Genomic DNA, 17,198 nt, shown 5'->3' on the forward strand with positions numbered 1-17,198 from the left:
CTTTATTTTTAAACAGTATACTTTGGATAGAAAATGAGGTTATGTAAGGAGTCGATGAACCGTGCATAGCAATTGGCTAAGTATAATGGTATTTATTTTCTTTTGTGCATTTATTGTATTTTTAATTGATATTACGATATGAAAAAAAGAGCGCTTATTAAGCGCTCTTTTTCTTCGAATTCAGTTGATAAGCATTGATGCTTTTGAATAAACGTGGTGAAGTAAGAAATAAAAAGATAAGTAAAACGGTACATAGAATATAGGAACCAATCATTACACTACCGTTTACAATTAATGAATATAGGACAGCTGATTGACCTTTCGGTGCATATTGTCCCCAGAAAATAATACCGGCGATAAAGTGACAGAAATAGCGAGCAAAGCTACCAACAAATGTAGCAACAATAATGTAACCAATAACTTTCTTTCCTTCGTTTTGTTTTTGTGAAGGTTTGTCTTTACGGCTACCTAAACTGGATTGTTCTAAGCTATTTTCATTGGATGTTAAAAGGGCTTTTTGAATTGGACGATAGAATAAACCAGCAAATCCAATGAATGCAAAAGCAACGAAGTATTCAATTAGTACTTGAATTGGTGTGACGATAATAGCATCGCCTACGACAATTTGTAATAATCCCCAAATTAAGCCTCCTAAGAAAGCCATTTTGAAGCCCCAGCGGTATGCGATAATAAAAATAGGAATCATAGCAAATGAAATGGAACCGCCTGTTGGAAGTTTGATTGATATTGGTAAAATGTCGATGACCAAGGCGAAGGCTGCAAGAATAGCAGATTCGATCATCGCTTGTAAATTGGTGTTACGCATGTTGTCTCCCCCTAAATCCAAGTTGTACAAAAAAGAATAGGTATCATAGGAGGATACGAAATACGTAAATAAAAAAGAGGTATGTGTATTTCGGACGTTTGCACAATCCCTGCGTTAGCATTAACTAACAGGTTCGAAGGGTCGGAACGAAGTGTTCCCTCTCAGCGGCATGGCTCCCCCAGTGATAACGAGATTCTTTATTTGCTATTGTTTATTGTAAGCGAAATGGATGAGAATGGCAAACGAATACAGTATGACAATAATTGAAATAGAATTGTAGCGAAATGTTAATAAATATGAAGCAAAAGGGTATAGTACAAGAGAAATAGATTGTGCTATAATTTTTCTGAAAATAATTATCATTCTCTTCTGAGGGGGAAGGTTATGAGCTTAGTAGATATTAAAATTGGTGAGAAAGTGCTAGTAAAAAGTGTTCAGTCTTTAGATCATTTACTAAAGAGAAGATTGGCTGCTTTCGGTCTTTCTGAAGGAAGCGAACTTCGCATGAAGCAAAAAGCGATGTTCAAAGGTCCTTGTACATTGGAGTGTCGTGGACAGTTAATTAGTATTCGTCATTGTGACGCGAAAATGATAAAGGTGGAATTAGCGTGAATAAGGTAGCTTTGCTAGGGAATCCAAATACAGGGAAGACATCATTATTTAATGCACTTACTGGTTCTTATGAGTATGTAGGGAACTGGAGCGGTGTAACAGTAGAAAAGAAGGTTGGTAAATTAAAAGATAAGCAAGGGACATTAATTGATTTACCAGGTGTTTATGATTTAAATCCAGTTTCGCGTGATGAAGGTGTCGTTACGAATTTTCTACTAACAGACGAATTTCATCATATGCTGAATATAGTGGATTCGTCGCAATTCGAGAGAAATATGCATTTAACGTTGCAATTACTTGAATTTGGAAAGCCAGTTTCAATTGGGTTAAATATGGTCGATGTGGCAAAGCAACGAGGCATTGTCATTGATGTAAAACGATTATCAGAACGATTAGGTGTAACAGTCGTTCCTGTCGTTGCAAGAAGCGGAAAAGGCTGTGAAGAACTACTTGCTACTCTTAAAGAAAATGACAAAAACGAGAAAAAGCCATTCATTATTTCATATGGTTTACCAATGGATGAAGGAATTGGAGAGGTAGTAGCTCTTTTAGAGACAGCGAATTATAAGCATCCAAGATGGTTAGCCCTTCAATTTTTAAGTAATAACGAAGTAGTAGAAAAAGAAATGAAAGCATTACCAATTTATAAGGAACTTGTAGCCATTCGATCTCACTTAGAAGGAAAACTTGATTGTACGTTGGAAGAGCACATTTACAAAACTCGTGAAGCGTATATTGAAAAGTTAAAAACAAATGTTATGCAGCATGAGAAAGAAGGAAAAATTCCTTTTTCAGAAAAAATTGATAGATTAATTACACATAAAATTTTAGGACTTCCAATCTTTTTAGCAGTTATGTTTTTTATTTTTCAGGTTACGTTTACGTGGATTGGTACACCTTTATCGGATATGTTAGATGGCTTTTTTGGTGGACAGCTTACAGATTGGGTGACGGCTGGGCTCACAAGTGTTGGAGCTTCTGATTTTATTCAAGCACTCGTTACAGAAGGTATTATTGCTGGTGTTGGTGCGGTATTAGTATTCGTTCCACAAATCTTTGCACTTTTCTTTTTCATTTCATTATTAGAAGACTCAGGATATATGGCACGAATTGCAGTTGTTATGGATAGAATTATGGAGTTCTTCGGTTTAAACGGAAAAGCGTTTATTCCGATGATTATTGGTTTTGGGTGTAATGTTCCAGGTATTATGGCAGCGAGAACGATTGAACAAGAAAAAGAACGTTTACTTACAGTTCTTGTAACACCGTTTATGTCGTGTTCCGCACGTTTACCTGTATATGCACTGTTTGCGGGAGTATTCTTCCCTAATAGTCAGGCAACTGTTGTATTTTCTTTATATGTTGCAGGTATTGTTCTTGCATTACTCGTTACAAAAATTATGTCTCTTACCATTTTAAAAGCGGAAAAGTCTATTTTCGTCATTGAACTACCTCCTTACCGCGTGCCACAAGTGAAAACGTTATGGCTAAGCACGTGGGAGAAAGGGAAAGGGTTTGTTCGTAAAGCAGGTACATTTATCTTCGGTGGCTCTGTTGTCATTTGGTTATTAAACTATGCAGGTCCATCAGGATTTGGTGTTGATATGGGAGACAGTTACTTAGCGATGATTGGTGGGTTTATCGCACCACTATTTGCACCGCTCGGCTTTGGAACGTGGCAAGCTGGGGCATCCCTGTTAACAGGATTTTTAGCGAAAGAAGTTGTCGTTTCTACAATGGCAATTATTTATGCGGTGAAAGAAGATGTGCTAGGAAATGTGATGGGAGCACACTATACTGCGCTATCAGCATATGCATTTATGTTCTTTGTTTTATTATATGTTCCGTGTTTAGCGACAGTAGCCGTTATTAAACGTGAAACAGGGTCAGCGAAGTGGACGATTTTCTCTGTCGTGTATCCACTTGTTGTTGCTTATATATTAACGCTCATTATATACCAAGTTGGATCCTTACTCGGATTCTAGAAGGAGATGTATTGTGATGATGGTCAATATTATAATTGGAGCTATCATTTTTGGTTATGCAGCATACACGTTAGTTAATTTTGTAAAGAGAAGTAAAAAGGGAAAATGCGCAGCATGTTCTTTAAATAAGTCATGTCAGTCGCAAACTTGTAGTCCGGATATGGAGCAAGTTGCTCATAAATAGCAAAAAAGCTTTGCGAATTTCGCAAAGCTTTTTTTGTTTTACTTTTTAATTTTTACAAGTTGAGAAGCTTCTACTCCATTTGCTCCAGGTAGCTCTTTGCTTGGGTCTTTATCAAATTTCAAAATACCTACAGATTTTTCTTCACCTTTTACATTTACATATGTTGCATCATCAACGATAGCAAACATATCTGCATAAGAACGGCCATCACCGATGATTGTGTTGCCTTCATATTTTAATTTTGCTCCATCAAGCGTAGCATTTTCTACCTTTTCTTTTGCAAATAGCACGCCTTCTTCTGCTGTTACAGCTGGTAATTTATCGATTGCCTTTGTATCATCATTGTTACCGACTTTTTTTAGTAGTTCTTTCTTAACAAGTTTATCACCAGTTTTCTTATCCATTACAAGTACTTTTTTACCCTCTAATGTTGTCATTTTCATTTTATAGAAGTCTTTTTCTTTTACTTCTTTCTTATTTTGATCTGTAATTTTTTGAACTTGTTCTTCTGATCCGTATAATACTAGTCCGTTTGCTTTCTCTCCTAATAAAGAACAACCTGATAATGCTCCAAGTGAAATTGCTGCCGCTAATCCGATTCCTACTAATTTTTTCATGATGATTTCTCCTTTTATATGTTTTATAGTCAATACATTTTTGTATTAGTTCCGAAATGATGAGAAGCTTGTTCGTTGCTTCTGGTATTAGTGTATAAGAAATATTGCAACGTAACTATCGAGTTAGCTTACAGTAACATTACACTTATGTAATTTAGTGAAAGTGCACAAAAGTAAGTTAATTTTAAAGAGAAATAATGAGGATATATTAGAAATACAATATTGTATCAAGAATGTCATATTATATTGGCTGTATTTTGGAAATAACATGTAAGGACATATTAGTTTTGTTATAATAAACACATAGGCTGTAAAAATGAATATTCTTTACTGTTAAGGGAGATTTTTCAGTTTTCCAAGTAGTGAATTTGAAATATGAGGTAAGTCATAGGAGGAATTAGAATGTCTGTATTTAAACGATTACGAGATTTAACAATGTCGAATGTATATTCATTAATTGAAAAAGCGGAAGATCCAGTTAAGATGACGGATCAATATTTACGCGATATGCAAGCGGATGTACAAGAAGCTGAGAAAAGTGTAGCGGCTCAAATTGCACTTGAGAAGAAATTCAAAATATTATTTGAAGAGCAAGAAGCACTTGTGAAAAAACGTGAAGAGCAAGCTCATATGGCTGTTCAAGCAAGCAATCTTGACCTTGCACGTCGTGCTCTTGAAGAAAAACAAAATGCAGAGCAAAAGATGAATGAATATAAAGCAAGCTATGAGCAAAATAAAGCTGCTGCTGATAATCTTCGCCTGAAGCTAGAAGAAATGCGTAAGCAATTAACAGAGCTGAAAAATAAACGTGAAACACTTGTAGCACGTGTAAATGCGGCGAAAGCACAAAAGAATATTAATCAGGCGATGTCTGGATTTGATTCAAACTCAGCAAAAGCTGGCTTAAGCCGTATGGAAGAGAAAGCTCTTCAATTAGAGGCTGAAGCAGAAGCAAGTGGCGAAGTTTATAAAAAAGAAAAGTCATTAGATGATGAATTCGCAAGCTTAAATAAAAATTCTGCTGTTGACGATGAATTAGCTCGTATTATGAAGCAGTATGAGAAATAATATAGAATAGACAAAGAAACCGACATGTCTGAAGAGAATTCATGTCGGTTTTCTATTACTTTTTAGAGGAGGTTTTGCAATGACATGGACAAATGTGTTAGCCATGCTTGTATGGACTGGAGCAAGTGCAGTACTTTTATTTGCAATTATGTGGGTTGATTCAATTTTTACTAAATACAATGATTTAAAAGAAATAAAGAATGGGAATACAGCTGTAACAACTCGTTTCGTTATGAAATTATTCGCGCAAGGGTACATTTTATCTCAATCCATAACGAAAGCAAACGACTTATGGCAAGCACTACTTGCATCAGCAGTTTCTTTCGTTATTTTATTAGTGGTAGAAATGTTTATCGAATTTGTGTTAAAGAAAATGTCCGGTTTAGATTTAGAAGAAGGTACGAAAGAAGGCAGTGTTGCACATGCGATGTTGGCCGGATCATTACATATCGTTGGTGCACTTATTTTAGGTGCTTGTTTATAAAGAGAGAAGGAGGGGTAAATCATGAGTTTATTTAAACGAATTAAAAATATAATGAAGAGCCCAGAGCCGCCGAAACCAGAGAAAAGTTTGTTAACGTTAGCTCCTGGCGATATGATTGAAGTTTCATTAGTCATGTACGAATTAACTGGGAAAACGAGTATGCATTCTCGTAAAGAAATTGTTTTAACACTGCAAGACGGGAAAGATATTCGTTATTTAAAAATTGAAGACCGTGAAAATACGTATTACAAATTATATACACCAATTGATGGTCGTTTAGATTCGATTGATGAAATTCCGACAACAATTGAAATGGATGATACAGAATACCATATGGAAGAGCAATATAACGGACGTGTTGTTGTGATGGGAAAAACACCATTCTCTGCTTCAGAAGAACAGCACGTATGGGAATTCCAATCAGATAACCGAAAATTATTACGTATTGAATGGCAAAATGGTCGCACAATGATGTATGAGGGAGAAGCAATTATTCCTGCTGATGTACAAATTATAAGAGCAACGTAAGGGGGCGTAATCATGTCAAACCGATTGTTTACCATGATTAAATCGTTCGTAATCCCTATACTTGCTATCGTTCTATTACTTGTTGTTGCTGGATATGCCTTATCAGGTTGTCAAGGCGGACAGACAAAGTCGATTCAAGACCGTTATCCACTAGAATCTGTCGCAAAAGAAGGTAAACAAGAATCTTACGTGTATAGGGCCGCCAATCGGTCAGTTCCTGAAGTCGCAAAGGAACTCATTAATGAAAGAGAACCGAAGCAAGCATCTAAAGAAGACGAAAATCAAATGTTCCTCGTTTATTCTGATAAGATTTATAACCTGCAAAAGGATAAAGAGAAACCTTCTGATACGTTAATTGAAATAAGTAATAAAGAATTTGTCCGTCAAAATTACCAACCATCTTTCCTGCAAGGATATATTATGGGAAGTATTTTAAACGATATATTCGGTTCACGAAAATCATCATACGGTGATTATCGCGGATATAATGACAGACAAAATCATAAACCGGTTATTCCAGAGAGACCGCCTACGAAAGAAGAAAAGAAAACCCCGCCTCCAATTACGAAGGAAGGGAAAGGATCTATCATTAAGCGAGGCGATAATGTAGATTCGAAACCTTCCGTAGGAGATACAGGAAGTATTACGAAAAAAGGAAGTAGTACGCCTCCGCCTTCTACTGGAAGCAAAGGAAAAATTACAAAAACACCAGGTGGCTCGAGCGGATCAGATGTGAAGCCGAAATCATCTATTAAAACGCCGCCAAGGAATACATCTCCCCCAAAAACGAGGGTTGGTGGTACAGGAAAGATTACGAAGAGAAGGTAGTTATAGAGACCGAAAAGTGGAATTTGCTTTTCGGTCTTTTTATTATGGAAATTAATTCCTTGTAGCTAGTACAATTAATGTATAAGGAGGGATTAGTATGACTATGTATAAAAGATTTAGTGTAATTATGTTCCTCGTATTATTTGTAAGCCTGTTTATTAGCACAACGATGAAATTTCACTTTGTAGTAGGTATTCTATGGATACTATGTACATGTACTCTTTTTCTATATGTTCCGCTGCGCTTTCAACATGAAGTGCCTGCCTTTCAAAAATATGTAGCATGGATTAAGAGAGGAAGAAGATGGGGAGAGTAAAATTATATCAGCGATTATTAGAATATATCGACCGCAACTTAATAATAAGAAGAGGGTGTGCCAAATTGTTGGCACACCCTCTTTATTCATAATGATTAATGAATATCACGTTTCTTAAAGTTACCGCCTTTTACTTCTGCTACGTCATAAACTGTAATAAAGGCATTTGGATCGATTTCATTAATCAAGTCTTTCATTTTACTTTCTTCTAAACGGTTAATTACACAAGAAATTTCTTTGAATTTCTCTCTTGAATAACCACCATAAACTTCATTGTATGTTGCACTTCGGCCTAAACGATCGCGAATTGTTTCTACCATTAATTCAGGTTCTTTCGTAATGATTTTAAATGTTTTCGAACCACTTAAACCAACTTCAACGATATGAATCACTTTAGAAGCGATAAAGTAAGCAATTGCCGAAAGGATAGCTCCTTGAAGACCGAATACTGTTGATACGAAAATAAATACGAACATGTTTAAGAATAAAATAAGGTCACTTGTTCCAAAAGGTAACTTACGAGAAAGTAATACAGCTAGCATATCGATTCCATCTAATGCGCCGCCGTTACGTAATGCTAGTCCCATACCGAAACCGATAATAATACCACCAACAACTGTAACGAGTAGTGTATCGCCTTCAATAATAGTAGGTATTCCGTGCATAACAACGGTACCTATTGCTAATGAAGCAATCCCGATAATAGAATAAATTGCAAAGCTTTTACCTATTTGTTTATATCCTAACCAAACGAAAGGAATGTTAATAACTGCGATTAGAGCTCCTAATGGCAATCCAAATAATCTTGAACTAACGATACTTAAACCAGTCACACCACCGTCTGATACGTTATTTGGAATTAATACCGCTTCTAATCCGTATGCTGTAATAAATGCCCCAATAATAATCATCAAAGCTTTTGAAGTGATTTTTAGCTTATTGGGCTTGTTTTTGATAATTTTCTCCATGTAATTTCCTCGTTTCAAACTAGTTTCTTATTTGTTACGTAATTCACACCTAAATTTAATTTTAACATTTTATTTGAAAAAATTCTCCTTTAATGGATGTATGCAGGGAATATTATCACCATATTATCTTTAAAATATTTTTGAAATAAGTATAAGAAATCCCATCCTTATGAAAGGATGGGAGAATGTTAAGAAACAATAAAACTAATTACTGTTAGGAATAAAGCGAAACCTAAAATAGTCCCGCACACTTTCATATGGCGCTTACGTCCCATAACGACAATTGCGACATATTCGCGAATCATTGCGTTAGGCCAGTAATAAAATGCTGTTTTTGATCCAATTCCTTGGCTATTAAGTCCAGCTTGTCTTGCATATATACCAGCGCGGAAAAGATGGAAGTTGTTTGTTGTAAAAATACTTCTATACTTACCTTCAGGTTTTAAAGAATCCATAATTTCTTTAGAGAACGACATATTTTGATATGTGTTTACAGAGCGATTTTCTTGCACTGTATGTTCAATCGGAATTCCTTTTTCAACAGCATATTTTTGCATTGCTTCTGCTTCAGGAAGGCCTTCATCCGGACCTTGTCCGCCAGAGAAAATGATTGTTGGTGGTGTATTTACAGCGGCTTGTTTCCAGTAAAAGTCGATTGCTTTATGAATACGACTTGCAAGTAAAGGCGGTACTTTATCATTAATTAAGCCACTACCAAGAACGATGATGAAATCTTGATTACGCCTTGGTCTGTTGAATTGATATAAAAAATACGCGCTTAAGAAGTTAGATAAATGCACAAAGAAATACATAGTTATAAGAGATATAGCAGCAAAAATAAATTGAAAATGCTCTGAGAATAAACTCGCTGGACTTATGATGATGAATAGTATAGACAATAAAATCCCTAAAGCAGCAATTAAAGTTAAAGAGTTTGTGAAGCGTCTTCCTTCACGTTGCATTAAAATTTTTGCATTAAGAAATAGTCCAAACATTAAAGCGACTATAGCAAAAGGTATCATTACAATTAGCGCTAACATGGGAATAATAACGATAAAATGCAAAGAGTTACTACCAGACTCATATGAGGCTATAGCGCAAAATAATAGAAATGAACAGAAAAAGGCATTAAATAAAAAGCCATTTATTATTTTTCGTGGGTCTTTTAAGTAAGAGATAAGAAAAATAATAAACAATATAAGAGGAATGATTCCAAAAGACATAAATATAGTACACCTCAATTTGTATAAGAATTTGACATATCTTTTATATTACATGATTTTATAATTGAAAATGAAAGAAAAAGGATTTTGAATTTTCTCAATAAAATATATGAATACATATGTTAAAATGTATGTAAGGCGATATATTAAAAGTAAAATGGTTGAAAAGGCACTCTATGGAGTGTCTTTTCTTTTTTTCATGTAATTATGCATATTATATTTATTTTCAAGTGAAGAGGATTAAAATATAAGTGGTAGGTAGACTATATAAAGCAGAATTTCTTACAAACATTTCCCTCTACTTTTTGTATCTAACAATCGTATAACAATAAATAATTCTGTTTTATAGCGTCTGTTTATGAAAGGTGTCCTCTTTGAAGGCACCTTTTTGTTGTTTCATGTAGATACTTTTCACTGTTAATATAGTGGAAAGTATCTATACTAAACATTAGCAATCTTCCGTATAAACATTATCAATTTACTATATATTCCAGTGGTGTTAACCTACATATGAAAGGCTTTCTTTTTCAAAATATTACCCCTAATAAATTTTTGAAGAAGTCAACTGTCTCCAAATTTGCCATTCATGCTTAGCAAAAAAGAATCCTTCTGGATTCTTTTTTGTGTTCGACATAATGCGACAAATTATATTGAAATAATTTGTTATATTGTTAAATGGTTATTATGGGAAAGAGAAGGAGACTTAAATATGGGATTTAAAAAATTAATTTTAACGGGTGCAATTGTTGCAACTACAGCATTTACTTCAATTGGAACAGCGCAGGCAAGTGTAGATTTTAAAGATGTTCCAAACAATCATTGGTCTTATAAAGCGATTATGGATTTAGCAAATAAAAACGTTGTTGCTGGATACGGAAATGGGCTTTTTGGATTTGGTGATGATGTAACACGTGAGCAAGTTGCAGCTCTTATGTTCCGTCATTTAAAACCAACAGTAAAAGAACAGTATAACAATCCGTATAAAGATGTTACGGATCGTTCAACTATGTTTAAAAAAGAGATTCTTGCTTTAACAGAGATGGGTGTATTCGTTGGAGATAACACAGGAAAATTTAGACCGAAAGATGCGTTAACTCGTGAAGAAATGGCACAAATTTTGACAAGGGGATTCCAATTGCAAATAAGAGGCGATCATAATTTTCCGGATGTAGATAGAAATGGATGGGCGAATCCTGCGATTACTGCAATTAAATCAAATTATATTACAGCTGGAACTGGTGATGGTACATTTGCACCTAGAATGCATGTAAGTCGTGAGCAATACGTTCAGTTCTTATATAATGCAACGTTACCACTTGAAGAAAGACCAGGAGCAAAACAACCACAACCAGAAGTGAAGCCAGAAGTAAAACCTGAAGTAAAACCTGAAGTAAAACCAGATCCGAAACGTTTTGCTAATTGTAAAGAAGCAAACGATGCTGGATATTACGATATTACAAGAGATAGTCCATATTATGGTAAGCATTTAGATCGTGATGGCGATGGAATTGCTTGTGAAAAAAAGAAAAAAGGTAAATAAGAAAAAGCACTCAGTTTGAGTGCTTTTTCTTATGGAAACAAGCTATTTTTTTAGGCGGTTCTCATAAAATAAAAGTAACGAAATGAAAGTAGGTGACAAAATGCCGTCAGTTGTGGAAGGTGTTATTATTGAAAATTGTAACGGAACAATTAACTTAGGTGATAAATATAACGTGCAGCCAATTGAAAAAACGAAAGCTTATAATGGATCGGGTTCATCGAATACTGGAAAAAACGTACAAACATTTAGTGGTATTAGTACATCAGATGTAAGGGATAGCGATGTGAACGATCAGGGAATACAGTTTACTTTATAGAGAGATATGCAAAATTGCATAAAATGATGAACTTGCCCTGTGCTACAATCTAGCTGTGAGCTGTTAATGATTCTTCTGTATTATAGTTGTTAGATTAGAAATATAACATCTTATCGAAAATCATACGTAAAAAAGACACTTCAAACGAAGTGTCTTTTTTATTTTAGTGATACCCTTTAGCAGAGTCTTTATGAATTTTATTTTTAAAGATACTGTAGCTCCAAAGTTGATATCCAATAACAATTGGTACCATAACCATTGCAACGAAGAACATAATTTTTAAGTTTAATTGACTACCAGCTGCGTTATATAACGTTGTGCTGTATGCGTCGTTAATACGTGACGGTAACATTCTTGGGAACATACCTGCAAAGCCAGTTGTCATAAACATTGCGATTGTTAAGCATACGAATGTAAATGCGAGACCGATTTTATGTTTGTACACCATAATAAGTGCGAGTACACTCATTAACATAGCAAGTACCGGAAGAATGAATAGTACCGGATACTCTGTGAAGTTTTGGAATAAGTTTGTACGATTTGCAGTTGCTACATAGAAGATAGCTAAAATGATAGCAGCTGCCATTGAAAATGGTCTTGCGATTTTATAAGCACGGTCAGATACTTCACCAGTCGTTTTGATCATAACCCAAAGGGCACCGGATACGACGAATATAGCAGTGAAGAACAGGCCACCTAAAATACCGTAATGATTTAGTAAGCTAAGTAAATTTCCTTCATAACCATTTTTTCCGATTTGTAGTCCGTAATAAAGGTTAGCGAACGTAACTCCGAATAAGAAGGCGATTAGGAAACTACCAATTGTAAATGCCCATTTGCAAGTTTTTTGCCAAATTGGTGAATCATCTTTATGCATAAATTCAAGCCCGGCAGCACGAGCAAACAGTGCGAGCAATACTAAAAATAGTGGTGTATATAGGTAACTAAACATATTTGCATACGTGATTGGGAAGGCAGCAAATGTTGCACCACCAGCTGTAATTAACCATACTTCATTCCCCCCCCAGAACGGACCAATTGCTTCTTGTAATTGATTTCGTTCTTGTCGGTCTTTCGCAACGAAAGGAAAAATCATTCCGTTACCAAGTGCATATCCATCAAGAATGAAGTAAACTGTCCAAATTACGCCCCATAAACCGAACCAGATGATTGCGAGCATATCATGAGACATGAGCTGTACCTCCTTCAGTAGCAGGTTCTTCTAGTGCTGCTGGTCCTTTTTTCGCTAACTTCAGCATTAAGTATACGTCTGCGATTAAAAGTAAAGTGTAGAATAAGATTAAACTAATTAATGAGAACCAAATTTGTGGGACAGATATAGGTGATACAGATTCTGCTGTACGCATTAGTTTATATACTGTCCATGGTTGACGACCTACTTCAGCAACAATCCAACCAGCGTTAATTGCGATATATGGTAGTAAAACAGACCACATTGTAAGTTTTAAATAACGTTTTGAGTTTTCTAGTTTTCCTTTTCGGTTTAAATAGAAGCCATACCAAGTTAATGCCATAAAGAACATACCAAGTGCAACCATTAAGCGGAAGCTATAGTACACGAGGTTAACGTTTGGACGATCCTCTTTTGGAATATCTTTTAAACCAACAATTTCTCCATCAAATGAGTTTGTGTAGAAGAAACTTCCTAGTTTCGGAATCGTAAGGAATTCAAAATTCTTTTCGTTTTTCACATCAGGAATTTGAACAATCGAGAAGCCTTGTCCTTTTCCAGTTTCCCAAACTGCTTCCATCGCAGCTCCTTTTGCTGGTTGATATTTAGCTGCTGATACACCAGACTGATGACCCATAAACGGTGTAACAGTTGCAGCGAATAATCCTAACAGTAAACCAAATTTAAATGATTTTTTGAAGAATTCCACTTCATTTTTACGTAATAAATGATAGGCACTAATTGCCATAACGAAGAAAGCACCAACGATATAACAACCAATTACAGTATGGAAGAACATGTTCCAAGCATATGGATTTGTAACAAGTGCCCAGAAATCATTTAATTCAGCGCGGCCGTTACGTACGACATAGCCAACCGGATTTTGCATAAAGCCGTTTGCTGTAATAATCCAAAGTGCGGAAATATTTGTTCCAAGTGCAACCATCCACATACAGAAGGCACGGAACTTTGGTGAGATTTTGTCTTTACCGAATAACCATATTCCCATGAAAGTAGATTCTAAGAAGAAGGCAACGAGTGCTTCGATTGCGAGAGGTGATCCGAAAATATCTCCCATATATTTGGAGTACTCAGACCAGTTTGTTCCAAATTGGAACTCCATCGTAATCCCGGTTATAATCCCCATGACGAAGTTAATTGTAAATAATTTACCCCAGAAATTTGCCATTTTGCGGTATGTTGGATTCAATGTGCGGGCGTATTGAGTTTCCATACATGCCACTAAAATAACAAGTCCGATTGTCAAAGGTACAAATAAAAAGTGATAAAAAATAGTAATTGCAAATTGAAAACGACTCAGTAACAGAACGTCGGACATAATAAATATTCACTCCTTTTTACATTATCTACAGTTAGTTTATAGGGAAAATAGTGGTACATTATGTGTGACTTGTTACAAAGCTGTGTGTATATTTTGAAAGAATTATGGCGGTTATCTGAAAATATATTGATTTTATAATATTACAATATACTTTTTGTGTTTTTCATATTTTGGTACACTATATAAGTAATGTAAATGAGAGAAAAGAGGGTTCTTTACTATGAAGTCATTAGAAGAGATTTTACAATACAATGAAAAATTCGTTGAAGAAAAAAAATACGAAGAATACGAAACAGGAAAATTTCCAAATAAAAAAATGGTAATCATTTCTTGTATGGATACTCGTCTTGTTGAACTATTACCGAAAGCAATGAATATGCGTAACGGTGATGTGAAAATTATTAAAGTAGCAGGCGCTGTTATTTCCCATCCGTTCGGAAGTATTATGCGTAGTATTTTAGTTGCTGTATACGAGCTTGGTGCTGATGAAGTATGTGTAGTTGGCCACCATGATTGTGGTATGGCAAAAATTCAAGCAAGCAGTACAATCGAGAAGATGAAAGAGCGCGGTATCACAGAAGAGAAATTAGATACACTTCGTTATTCTGGAATCGATTTAGAAAGATTCCTACAAGGGTTCTCTAGTGTAGAAGAAAGTGTAGAACATAGCGTATCAATACTTCGCAACCATCCATTACTTCCTGAAGAAGTACCTGTTCACGGGCTTGTTATAGATCCTGATACAGGAAAATTAGATTTAGTTGTGAATGGCTACGACAATTAAGAATTTACTTTGTCATCCTTTTTATCTGGGACAGGATCAAATCCTCCCGGGTGGAAAGGGTGACATTTTAATATACGCTTACATGTAAGCCAAAACCCTTTCAGGGCACCATGTTTTTGAAACGCTTCTAATCCATAATGAGAGCAAGTTGGGTAAAAGCGGCACGTTGGTGGTGTCATTGGAGAAATGAATTTTTGGTAAAAGCGTATAATGCCAATAAAAATCTGTTTCATAATGGTCTCCTTTTCTGCATAGTCTTAAAGTATTATAGCACGACTGTACATAATACTTTACTAATGTTGATTTCCGTTATATCATATTGGATATAACGGAATTAAATTAAAAGCGGGAGAGATGTTGTATGCCATCAGTAGAAAGCTTTGAATTAGATCATACGATTGTAAAGGCGCCTTATGTAAGACATTGCGGAGTTCACAATGTAGGTAGTGACGGTATTGTAAATAAATTCGATATTCGTTTTTGCCAACCGAATAAACAAGCAATGAAACCAGATGTTATTCATACGTTAGAACATTTATTAGCATTTAATTTACGTAAATATATTGATCGTTATCCGCATTTTGATATTATCGATATTTCACCAATGGGCTGCCAAACAGGATATTATCTTGTAGTAAGCGGAACACCAACGGTTCGAGAAATCATTGATTTATTAGAACTAACATTAAAAGATGCGGTTCAAATTACAGAAATTCCAGCTGCAAATGAAACACAATGTGGCCAAGCGAAGCTTCACGACTTAGAAGGAGCACAACGCTTAATGAACTTCTGGTTAAGCCAAGATAAAGATGAACTTGAGAAAGTATTTGGATAGAAAGAAAAACTGCCTGTAACAGGGCAGTTTTTTTGTAGCACGATGATAAATGAAATTATATCGACGTTTCGACACTGGATATCGACTTACCGACAAAGACTGACAATAGTATGAACCAAATAAAAAGAAGAGGCCGTCTACAATATGTGTGGGACGGCTTCTTTTTTATGAAAGTATACTAGACACCCCAACATATAAAACAAAGGAAGAACCGAGAAAATAAACAAATGCTTTTGCTTTTTGGCGCTTTTTTATTTCATCGATTCCAAAAAGGATAAACATAATACTCAAAAGGATAAGAACGTATGGTAAAAGTATTGAGAGGTTTGCGAAGAAGCTAAATAGGGCGAGAATAAGTGCGATAGTAGCGATTATAATTCGAACGTTTTTAAACATATAATCCTCCTTTAAAAGAACATTATAAATGGAATAACAAAAACAATCGTAAAAAGACTTAAACCGATGCTAATAGCTCCAATTTGTTTTTGCTGTTTTTGAATCGTCTCAATTCCCACTAAAATGTCATATAAACTAAAGAGGAACAAAATGATAGGTGAAAAGATGTGAAAGTTCATTGTAAATGTGCTGTATAAACATAAGATCAAAGTAATAAAAACGATGGTTAGCTGTAATTTTCTTATATGCATTTTAACCTCCTAGTAGAAAGATAATTACCGAGAGACAAAAATTATAATAGCAACAATGAAAGTGAATACGCCAGAAAAGAAGGAGAGTATACTATGTACTTTCTTTTGTTTCTGTTTTTCTTCTGCACTCATGATGAAGGTCATAATAGATAAGGCGATGAGCATATAAGGCAATGTAACAAGTGCATTTATAAATATTACGGATAGAGCGAGAACGATGATGATAAGAGCGGATACAATTCGTAATGTTTTTAATATACAAATCTCCACCTTTTAAATAGATCATTTACCGAAATAGTTCTGAGAAGCTAAGAAATAAAGCACCAGAGCCAGCCATGAAAGCGAGTATACCACTAGATTTTCTGTCTTGTTTTATTTCTCCTAGCCCTATAGTGAAGGCCATTAATCCTAAGAAAAAGAACATATAAGGCATAATGTCTCTGTTACCGCTAATAAATCCATAGATTGAGATAGATAAAGCGATAAGTGCAAAAGTAATCTGTAACCCTTTTAGCATATATATACCTCCAGTTATTTTATATAGCTAATGATGAGAACGATTGAAATGAATCTTTTTTCTTTATTTGTTTAATGGTAATAAGAAACAGTAAAGCTCCTAATAGAAATTGTGAAAGTGGTAGAAAGTTATGTTGAACTGTCAGTAAATTAATACTGGATAGGATGTGGGCTAAACTAAGTAGTATATGAAGCGTATTATGAATTCTTCTTGCTGTTTTTTGTATAAGGATTATCTTCTGACTTATCAACAGAATGTTTATATGCATAGCCTTTATTAATTGTCATGACGGAGAGCACTAGTATGATTAGGACGATAATAATACCGATAATTAATATTTTGAACATGTAATCCCTCCTTTTCTTTATTTTACATAATTTTGTAAT

General features: G+C 35.0%; 25 protein-coding genes and 1 riboswitch. Of the genes, 12 read left to right on the forward strand and 13 right to left on the reverse strand.

The window, feature by feature from the left end; all coding sequences use genetic code 11:
- Positions 1 to 157: 157 nt before the first annotated feature.
- Positions 158 to 826 carry an energy-coupled thiamine transporter ThiT gene (thiT, locus tag AABL52_RS03420; RefSeq protein WP_001246566.1) on the reverse strand — a complete coding sequence of 223 codons (669 nt, stop codon included), beginning with the start codon at positions 824 to 826 and terminating at the stop codon, positions 158 to 160.
- Between the two features lie 88 nt (positions 827 to 914).
- Positions 915 to 1,016: riboswitch (TPP riboswitch) on the reverse strand.
- A 194-nt stretch (positions 1,017 to 1,210) separates the two neighbouring features.
- On the opposite strand from thiT, the gene AABL52_RS03425 reads away from it, so the two are divergent.
- Genes AABL52_RS03425 through AABL52_RS03435 form a run of 3 tightly spaced genes read left to right on the forward strand, consistent with a single transcriptional unit; the run spans position 1,211 to position 3,607 of the window.
- Positions 1,211 to 1,438, forward strand: coding sequence for a FeoA family protein (locus AABL52_RS03425; protein ID WP_000060518.1), 228 nt, complete (start codon positions 1,211 to 1,213; stop codon positions 1,436 to 1,438).
- Positions 1,435 to 3,423 carry a ferrous iron transport protein B gene (gene feoB / locus AABL52_RS03430; RefSeq protein WP_341518911.1) on the forward strand — a complete coding sequence of 663 codons (1,989 nt, stop codon included), beginning with the start codon at positions 1,435 to 1,437 and terminating at the stop codon, positions 3,421 to 3,423. Before AABL52_RS03425 ends, feoB begins: the two co-directional genes overlap by 4 nt.
- A gap of 16 nt (positions 3,424 to 3,439) precedes the next feature.
- Positions 3,440 to 3,607: a FeoB-associated Cys-rich membrane protein gene (locus AABL52_RS03435; protein WP_000989599.1), complete on the forward strand. Its 168-nt coding sequence runs from the start codon at positions 3,440 to 3,442 to the stop codon at positions 3,605 to 3,607.
- Between the two features lie 38 nt (positions 3,608 to 3,645).
- Here AABL52_RS03435 and AABL52_RS03440 read toward each other — a convergent pair whose 3' ends face one another.
- Entirely contained in the window at positions 3,646 to 4,224 is a 579-nt protein-coding gene (locus tag AABL52_RS03440; RefSeq protein WP_341518912.1) for a lipoprotein BA_5634 family protein, read from the reverse strand.
- A 402-nt stretch (positions 4,225 to 4,626) separates the two neighbouring features.
- Between AABL52_RS03440 and AABL52_RS03445 the strand changes: the two genes are divergently transcribed.
- The 5 genes from AABL52_RS03445 to AABL52_RS03465 all read left to right on the forward strand — a co-directional run bounded on the left by AABL52_RS03445 (position 4,627) and on the right by AABL52_RS03465 (position 7,448).
- A complete protein-coding gene (locus AABL52_RS03445) occupies positions 4,627 to 5,292 on the forward strand; it encodes a PspA/IM30 family protein (protein WP_000110287.1) in 666 nt (221 codons plus the stop codon).
- Between the two features lie 79 nt (positions 5,293 to 5,371).
- A complete protein-coding gene (locus tag AABL52_RS03450) occupies positions 5,372 to 5,776 on the forward strand; it encodes a DUF350 domain-containing protein (protein WP_000220323.1) in 405 nt (134 codons plus the stop codon).
- A gap of 21 nt (positions 5,777 to 5,797) precedes the next feature.
- The gene (locus AABL52_RS03455; RefSeq protein WP_000051749.1) at positions 5,798 to 6,304 is read left to right on the forward strand and encodes a DUF4178 domain-containing protein; all 507 of its coding nucleotides are present in this window, start codon (positions 5,798 to 5,800) and stop codon (positions 6,302 to 6,304) included.
- Between the two features lie 12 nt (positions 6,305 to 6,316).
- Entirely contained in the window at positions 6,317 to 7,132 is an 816-nt protein-coding gene (locus tag AABL52_RS03460; RefSeq protein ID WP_341518913.1) for a DUF4247 domain-containing protein, read from the forward strand.
- Between the two features lie 97 nt (positions 7,133 to 7,229).
- Positions 7,230 to 7,448: a hypothetical protein gene (locus tag AABL52_RS03465; RefSeq protein WP_000180106.1), complete on the forward strand. Its 219-nt coding sequence runs from the start codon at positions 7,230 to 7,232 to the stop codon at positions 7,446 to 7,448.
- 95 nt (positions 7,449 to 7,543) lie between these two features.
- Here AABL52_RS03465 and AABL52_RS03470 read toward each other — a convergent pair whose 3' ends face one another.
- A complete protein-coding gene (locus AABL52_RS03470) occupies positions 7,544 to 8,416 on the reverse strand; it encodes a YitT family protein (RefSeq protein ID WP_327958173.1) in 873 nt (290 codons plus the stop codon).
- 188 nt (positions 8,417 to 8,604) lie between these two features.
- Positions 8,605 to 9,639 carry a YdcF family protein gene (locus AABL52_RS03475; RefSeq protein WP_000007813.1) on the reverse strand — a complete coding sequence of 345 codons (1,035 nt, stop codon included), beginning with the start codon at positions 9,637 to 9,639 and terminating at the stop codon, positions 8,605 to 8,607.
- 709 nt (positions 9,640 to 10,348) lie between these two features.
- Between AABL52_RS03475 and AABL52_RS03480 the strand changes: the two genes are divergently transcribed.
- Positions 10,349 to 11,179: an S-layer homology domain-containing protein gene (locus tag AABL52_RS03480; RefSeq protein ID WP_341518914.1), complete on the forward strand. Its 831-nt coding sequence runs from the start codon at positions 10,349 to 10,351 to the stop codon at positions 11,177 to 11,179.
- Between the two features lie 82 nt (positions 11,180 to 11,261).
- Positions 11,262 to 11,495 carry a spore germination protein gene (locus AABL52_RS03485; protein ID WP_002073379.1) on the forward strand — a complete coding sequence of 78 codons (234 nt, stop codon included), beginning with the start codon at positions 11,262 to 11,264 and terminating at the stop codon, positions 11,493 to 11,495.
- Between the two features lie 163 nt (positions 11,496 to 11,658).
- Here the strand turns inward: AABL52_RS03485 and cydB are convergent, their stop codons facing one another.
- Both cydB and cydA read right to left on the reverse strand, forming a co-directional pair.
- Complete coding sequence (gene cydB, locus AABL52_RS03490) at positions 11,659 to 12,687, reverse strand: cytochrome d ubiquinol oxidase subunit II (protein WP_061677536.1); 1,029 nt, start codon at positions 12,685 to 12,687, stop codon at positions 11,659 to 11,661.
- Positions 12,677 to 14,026, reverse strand: a complete 1,350-nt coding sequence (cydA, locus tag AABL52_RS03495) for a cytochrome ubiquinol oxidase subunit I (protein WP_341518915.1) — start codon at positions 14,024 to 14,026, stop codon at positions 12,677 to 12,679. Before cydA ends, cydB begins: the two co-directional genes overlap by 11 nt.
- 223 nt (positions 14,027 to 14,249) lie before the next feature.
- Between cydA and AABL52_RS03500 the strand changes: the two genes are divergently transcribed.
- Complete coding sequence (locus AABL52_RS03500; protein ID WP_000838167.1) at positions 14,250 to 14,813, forward strand: beta-class carbonic anhydrase; 564 nt, start codon at positions 14,250 to 14,252, stop codon at positions 14,811 to 14,813.
- Here AABL52_RS03500 and yidD read toward each other — a convergent pair.
- Complete coding sequence (yidD, locus tag AABL52_RS03505; protein ID WP_000809334.1) at positions 14,810 to 15,046, reverse strand: membrane protein insertion efficiency factor YidD; 237 nt, start codon at positions 15,044 to 15,046, stop codon at positions 14,810 to 14,812. The two genes, AABL52_RS03500 and yidD, sit on opposite strands and share 4 nt — an antisense overlap.
- Positions 15,047 to 15,174: 128 nt before the next feature.
- Here yidD and luxS point away from each other — a divergent pair, with 128 nt between their 5' ends.
- On the forward strand, positions 15,175 to 15,648 hold the full coding sequence (gene luxS / locus AABL52_RS03510) for an S-ribosylhomocysteine lyase LuxS (RefSeq protein WP_001141371.1): 474 nt from the start codon (positions 15,175 to 15,177) through the stop codon (positions 15,646 to 15,648).
- Positions 15,649 to 15,813: 165 nt separating this feature from the next.
- Here the strand turns inward: luxS and AABL52_RS03515 are convergent, their stop codons facing one another.
- Genes AABL52_RS03515 through ytzI form a run of 6 tightly spaced genes read right to left on the reverse strand, consistent with a single transcriptional unit; the run spans position 15,814 to position 17,159 of the window.
- The gene (locus AABL52_RS03515; protein ID WP_341518916.1) at positions 15,814 to 16,044 is read right to left on the reverse strand and encodes a YczI family protein; all 231 of its coding nucleotides are present in this window, start codon (positions 16,042 to 16,044) and stop codon (positions 15,814 to 15,816) included.
- 11 nt (positions 16,045 to 16,055) lie between these two features.
- Positions 16,056 to 16,295, reverse strand: coding sequence for a hypothetical protein (locus tag AABL52_RS03520; RefSeq protein WP_341518917.1), 240 nt, complete (start codon positions 16,293 to 16,295; stop codon positions 16,056 to 16,058).
- A 24-nt stretch (positions 16,296 to 16,319) separates the two neighbouring features.
- Entirely contained in the window at positions 16,320 to 16,553 is a 234-nt protein-coding gene (locus AABL52_RS03525; protein ID WP_080000300.1) for a DUF3953 domain-containing protein, read from the reverse strand.
- A 28-nt stretch (positions 16,554 to 16,581) separates the two neighbouring features.
- On the reverse strand, positions 16,582 to 16,812 hold the full coding sequence (locus AABL52_RS03530; RefSeq protein WP_341518918.1) for a YczI family protein: 231 nt from the start codon (positions 16,810 to 16,812) through the stop codon (positions 16,582 to 16,584).
- A 19-nt stretch (positions 16,813 to 16,831) separates the two neighbouring features.
- Positions 16,832 to 17,017, reverse strand: a complete 186-nt coding sequence (locus tag AABL52_RS27110; RefSeq protein WP_423250478.1) for a hypothetical protein — start codon at positions 17,015 to 17,017, stop codon at positions 16,832 to 16,834.
- Positions 17,010 to 17,159: a YtzI protein gene (ytzI, locus tag AABL52_RS03535; RefSeq protein WP_341518919.1), complete on the reverse strand. Its 150-nt coding sequence runs from the start codon at positions 17,157 to 17,159 to the stop codon at positions 17,010 to 17,012. Before ytzI ends, AABL52_RS27110 begins: the two co-directional genes overlap by 8 nt.
- Positions 17,160 to 17,198: the final 39 nt, after the last annotated feature.

Source organism: Bacillus paramobilis, assembly GCF_038096195.1.
Classification (GTDB): domain Bacteria; phylum Bacillota; class Bacilli; order Bacillales; family Bacillaceae_G; genus Bacillus_A; species Bacillus_A mobilis.

Excerpts from the sequence above, each read along its gene's own strand:
- AABL52_RS03515 (WP_341518916.1), bottom strand. The coding sequence starts at position 16,044 with ATGTTTAAAAACGTTCGAATTATAATCGCTACTATCGCACTTATTCTC.
- AABL52_RS03460 (WP_341518913.1), top strand. The coding sequence starts at position 6,317 with ATGTCAAACCGATTGTTTACCATGATTAAATCGTTCGTAATCCCTATA.
- AABL52_RS03485 (WP_002073379.1), top strand. The coding sequence starts at position 11,262 with ATGAAAGTAGGTGACAAAATGCCGTCAGTTGTGGAAGGTGTTATTATT.
- AABL52_RS03475 (WP_000007813.1), bottom strand. The coding sequence starts at position 9,639 with ATGTCTTTTGGAATCATTCCTCTTATATTGTTTATTATTTTTCTTATC.
- luxS (WP_001141371.1), top strand. The coding sequence starts at position 15,175 with ATGCCATCAGTAGAAAGCTTTGAATTAGATCATACGATTGTAAAGGCG.
- thiT (WP_001246566.1), bottom strand. The coding sequence starts at position 826 with ATGCGTAACACCAATTTACAAGCGATGATCGAATCTGCTATTCTTGCA.
- AABL52_RS03455 (WP_000051749.1), top strand. The coding sequence starts at position 5,798 with ATGAGTTTATTTAAACGAATTAAAAATATAATGAAGAGCCCAGAGCCG.
- AABL52_RS03470 (WP_327958173.1), bottom strand. The coding sequence starts at position 8,416 with ATGGAGAAAATTATCAAAAACAAGCCCAATAAGCTAAAAATCACTTCA.
- AABL52_RS03530 (WP_341518918.1), bottom strand. The coding sequence starts at position 16,812 with ATGCTAAAAGGGTTACAGATTACTTTTGCACTTATCGCTTTATCTATC.
- AABL52_RS03480 (WP_341518914.1), top strand. The coding sequence starts at position 10,349 with ATGGGATTTAAAAAATTAATTTTAACGGGTGCAATTGTTGCAACTACA.
- AABL52_RS03520 (WP_341518917.1), bottom strand. The coding sequence starts at position 16,295 with ATGCATATAAGAAAATTACAGCTAACCATCGTTTTTATTACTTTGATC.
- ytzI (WP_341518919.1), bottom strand. The coding sequence starts at position 17,159 with ATGTTCAAAATATTAATTATCGGTATTATTATCGTCCTAATCATACTA.
- AABL52_RS03440 (WP_341518912.1), bottom strand. The coding sequence starts at position 4,224 with ATGAAAAAATTAGTAGGAATCGGATTAGCGGCAGCAATTTCACTTGGA.
- cydA (WP_341518915.1), bottom strand. The coding sequence starts at position 14,026 with ATGTCCGACGTTCTGTTACTGAGTCGTTTTCAATTTGCAATTACTATT.
- AABL52_RS03500 (WP_000838167.1), top strand. The coding sequence starts at position 14,250 with ATGAAGTCATTAGAAGAGATTTTACAATACAATGAAAAATTCGTTGAA.
- AABL52_RS03450 (WP_000220323.1), top strand. The coding sequence starts at position 5,372 with ATGACATGGACAAATGTGTTAGCCATGCTTGTATGGACTGGAGCAAGT.
- AABL52_RS03435 (WP_000989599.1), top strand. The coding sequence starts at position 3,440 with ATGATGGTCAATATTATAATTGGAGCTATCATTTTTGGTTATGCAGCA.
- cydB (WP_061677536.1), bottom strand. The coding sequence starts at position 12,687 with ATGTCTCATGATATGCTCGCAATCATCTGGTTCGGTTTATGGGGCGTA.
- AABL52_RS03465 (WP_000180106.1), top strand. The coding sequence starts at position 7,230 with ATGACTATGTATAAAAGATTTAGTGTAATTATGTTCCTCGTATTATTT.
- AABL52_RS03425 (WP_000060518.1), top strand. The coding sequence starts at position 1,211 with ATGAGCTTAGTAGATATTAAAATTGGTGAGAAAGTGCTAGTAAAAAGT.
- yidD (WP_000809334.1), bottom strand. The coding sequence starts at position 15,046 with ATGAAACAGATTTTTATTGGCATTATACGCTTTTACCAAAAATTCATT.
- AABL52_RS03445 (WP_000110287.1), top strand. The coding sequence starts at position 4,627 with ATGTCTGTATTTAAACGATTACGAGATTTAACAATGTCGAATGTATAT.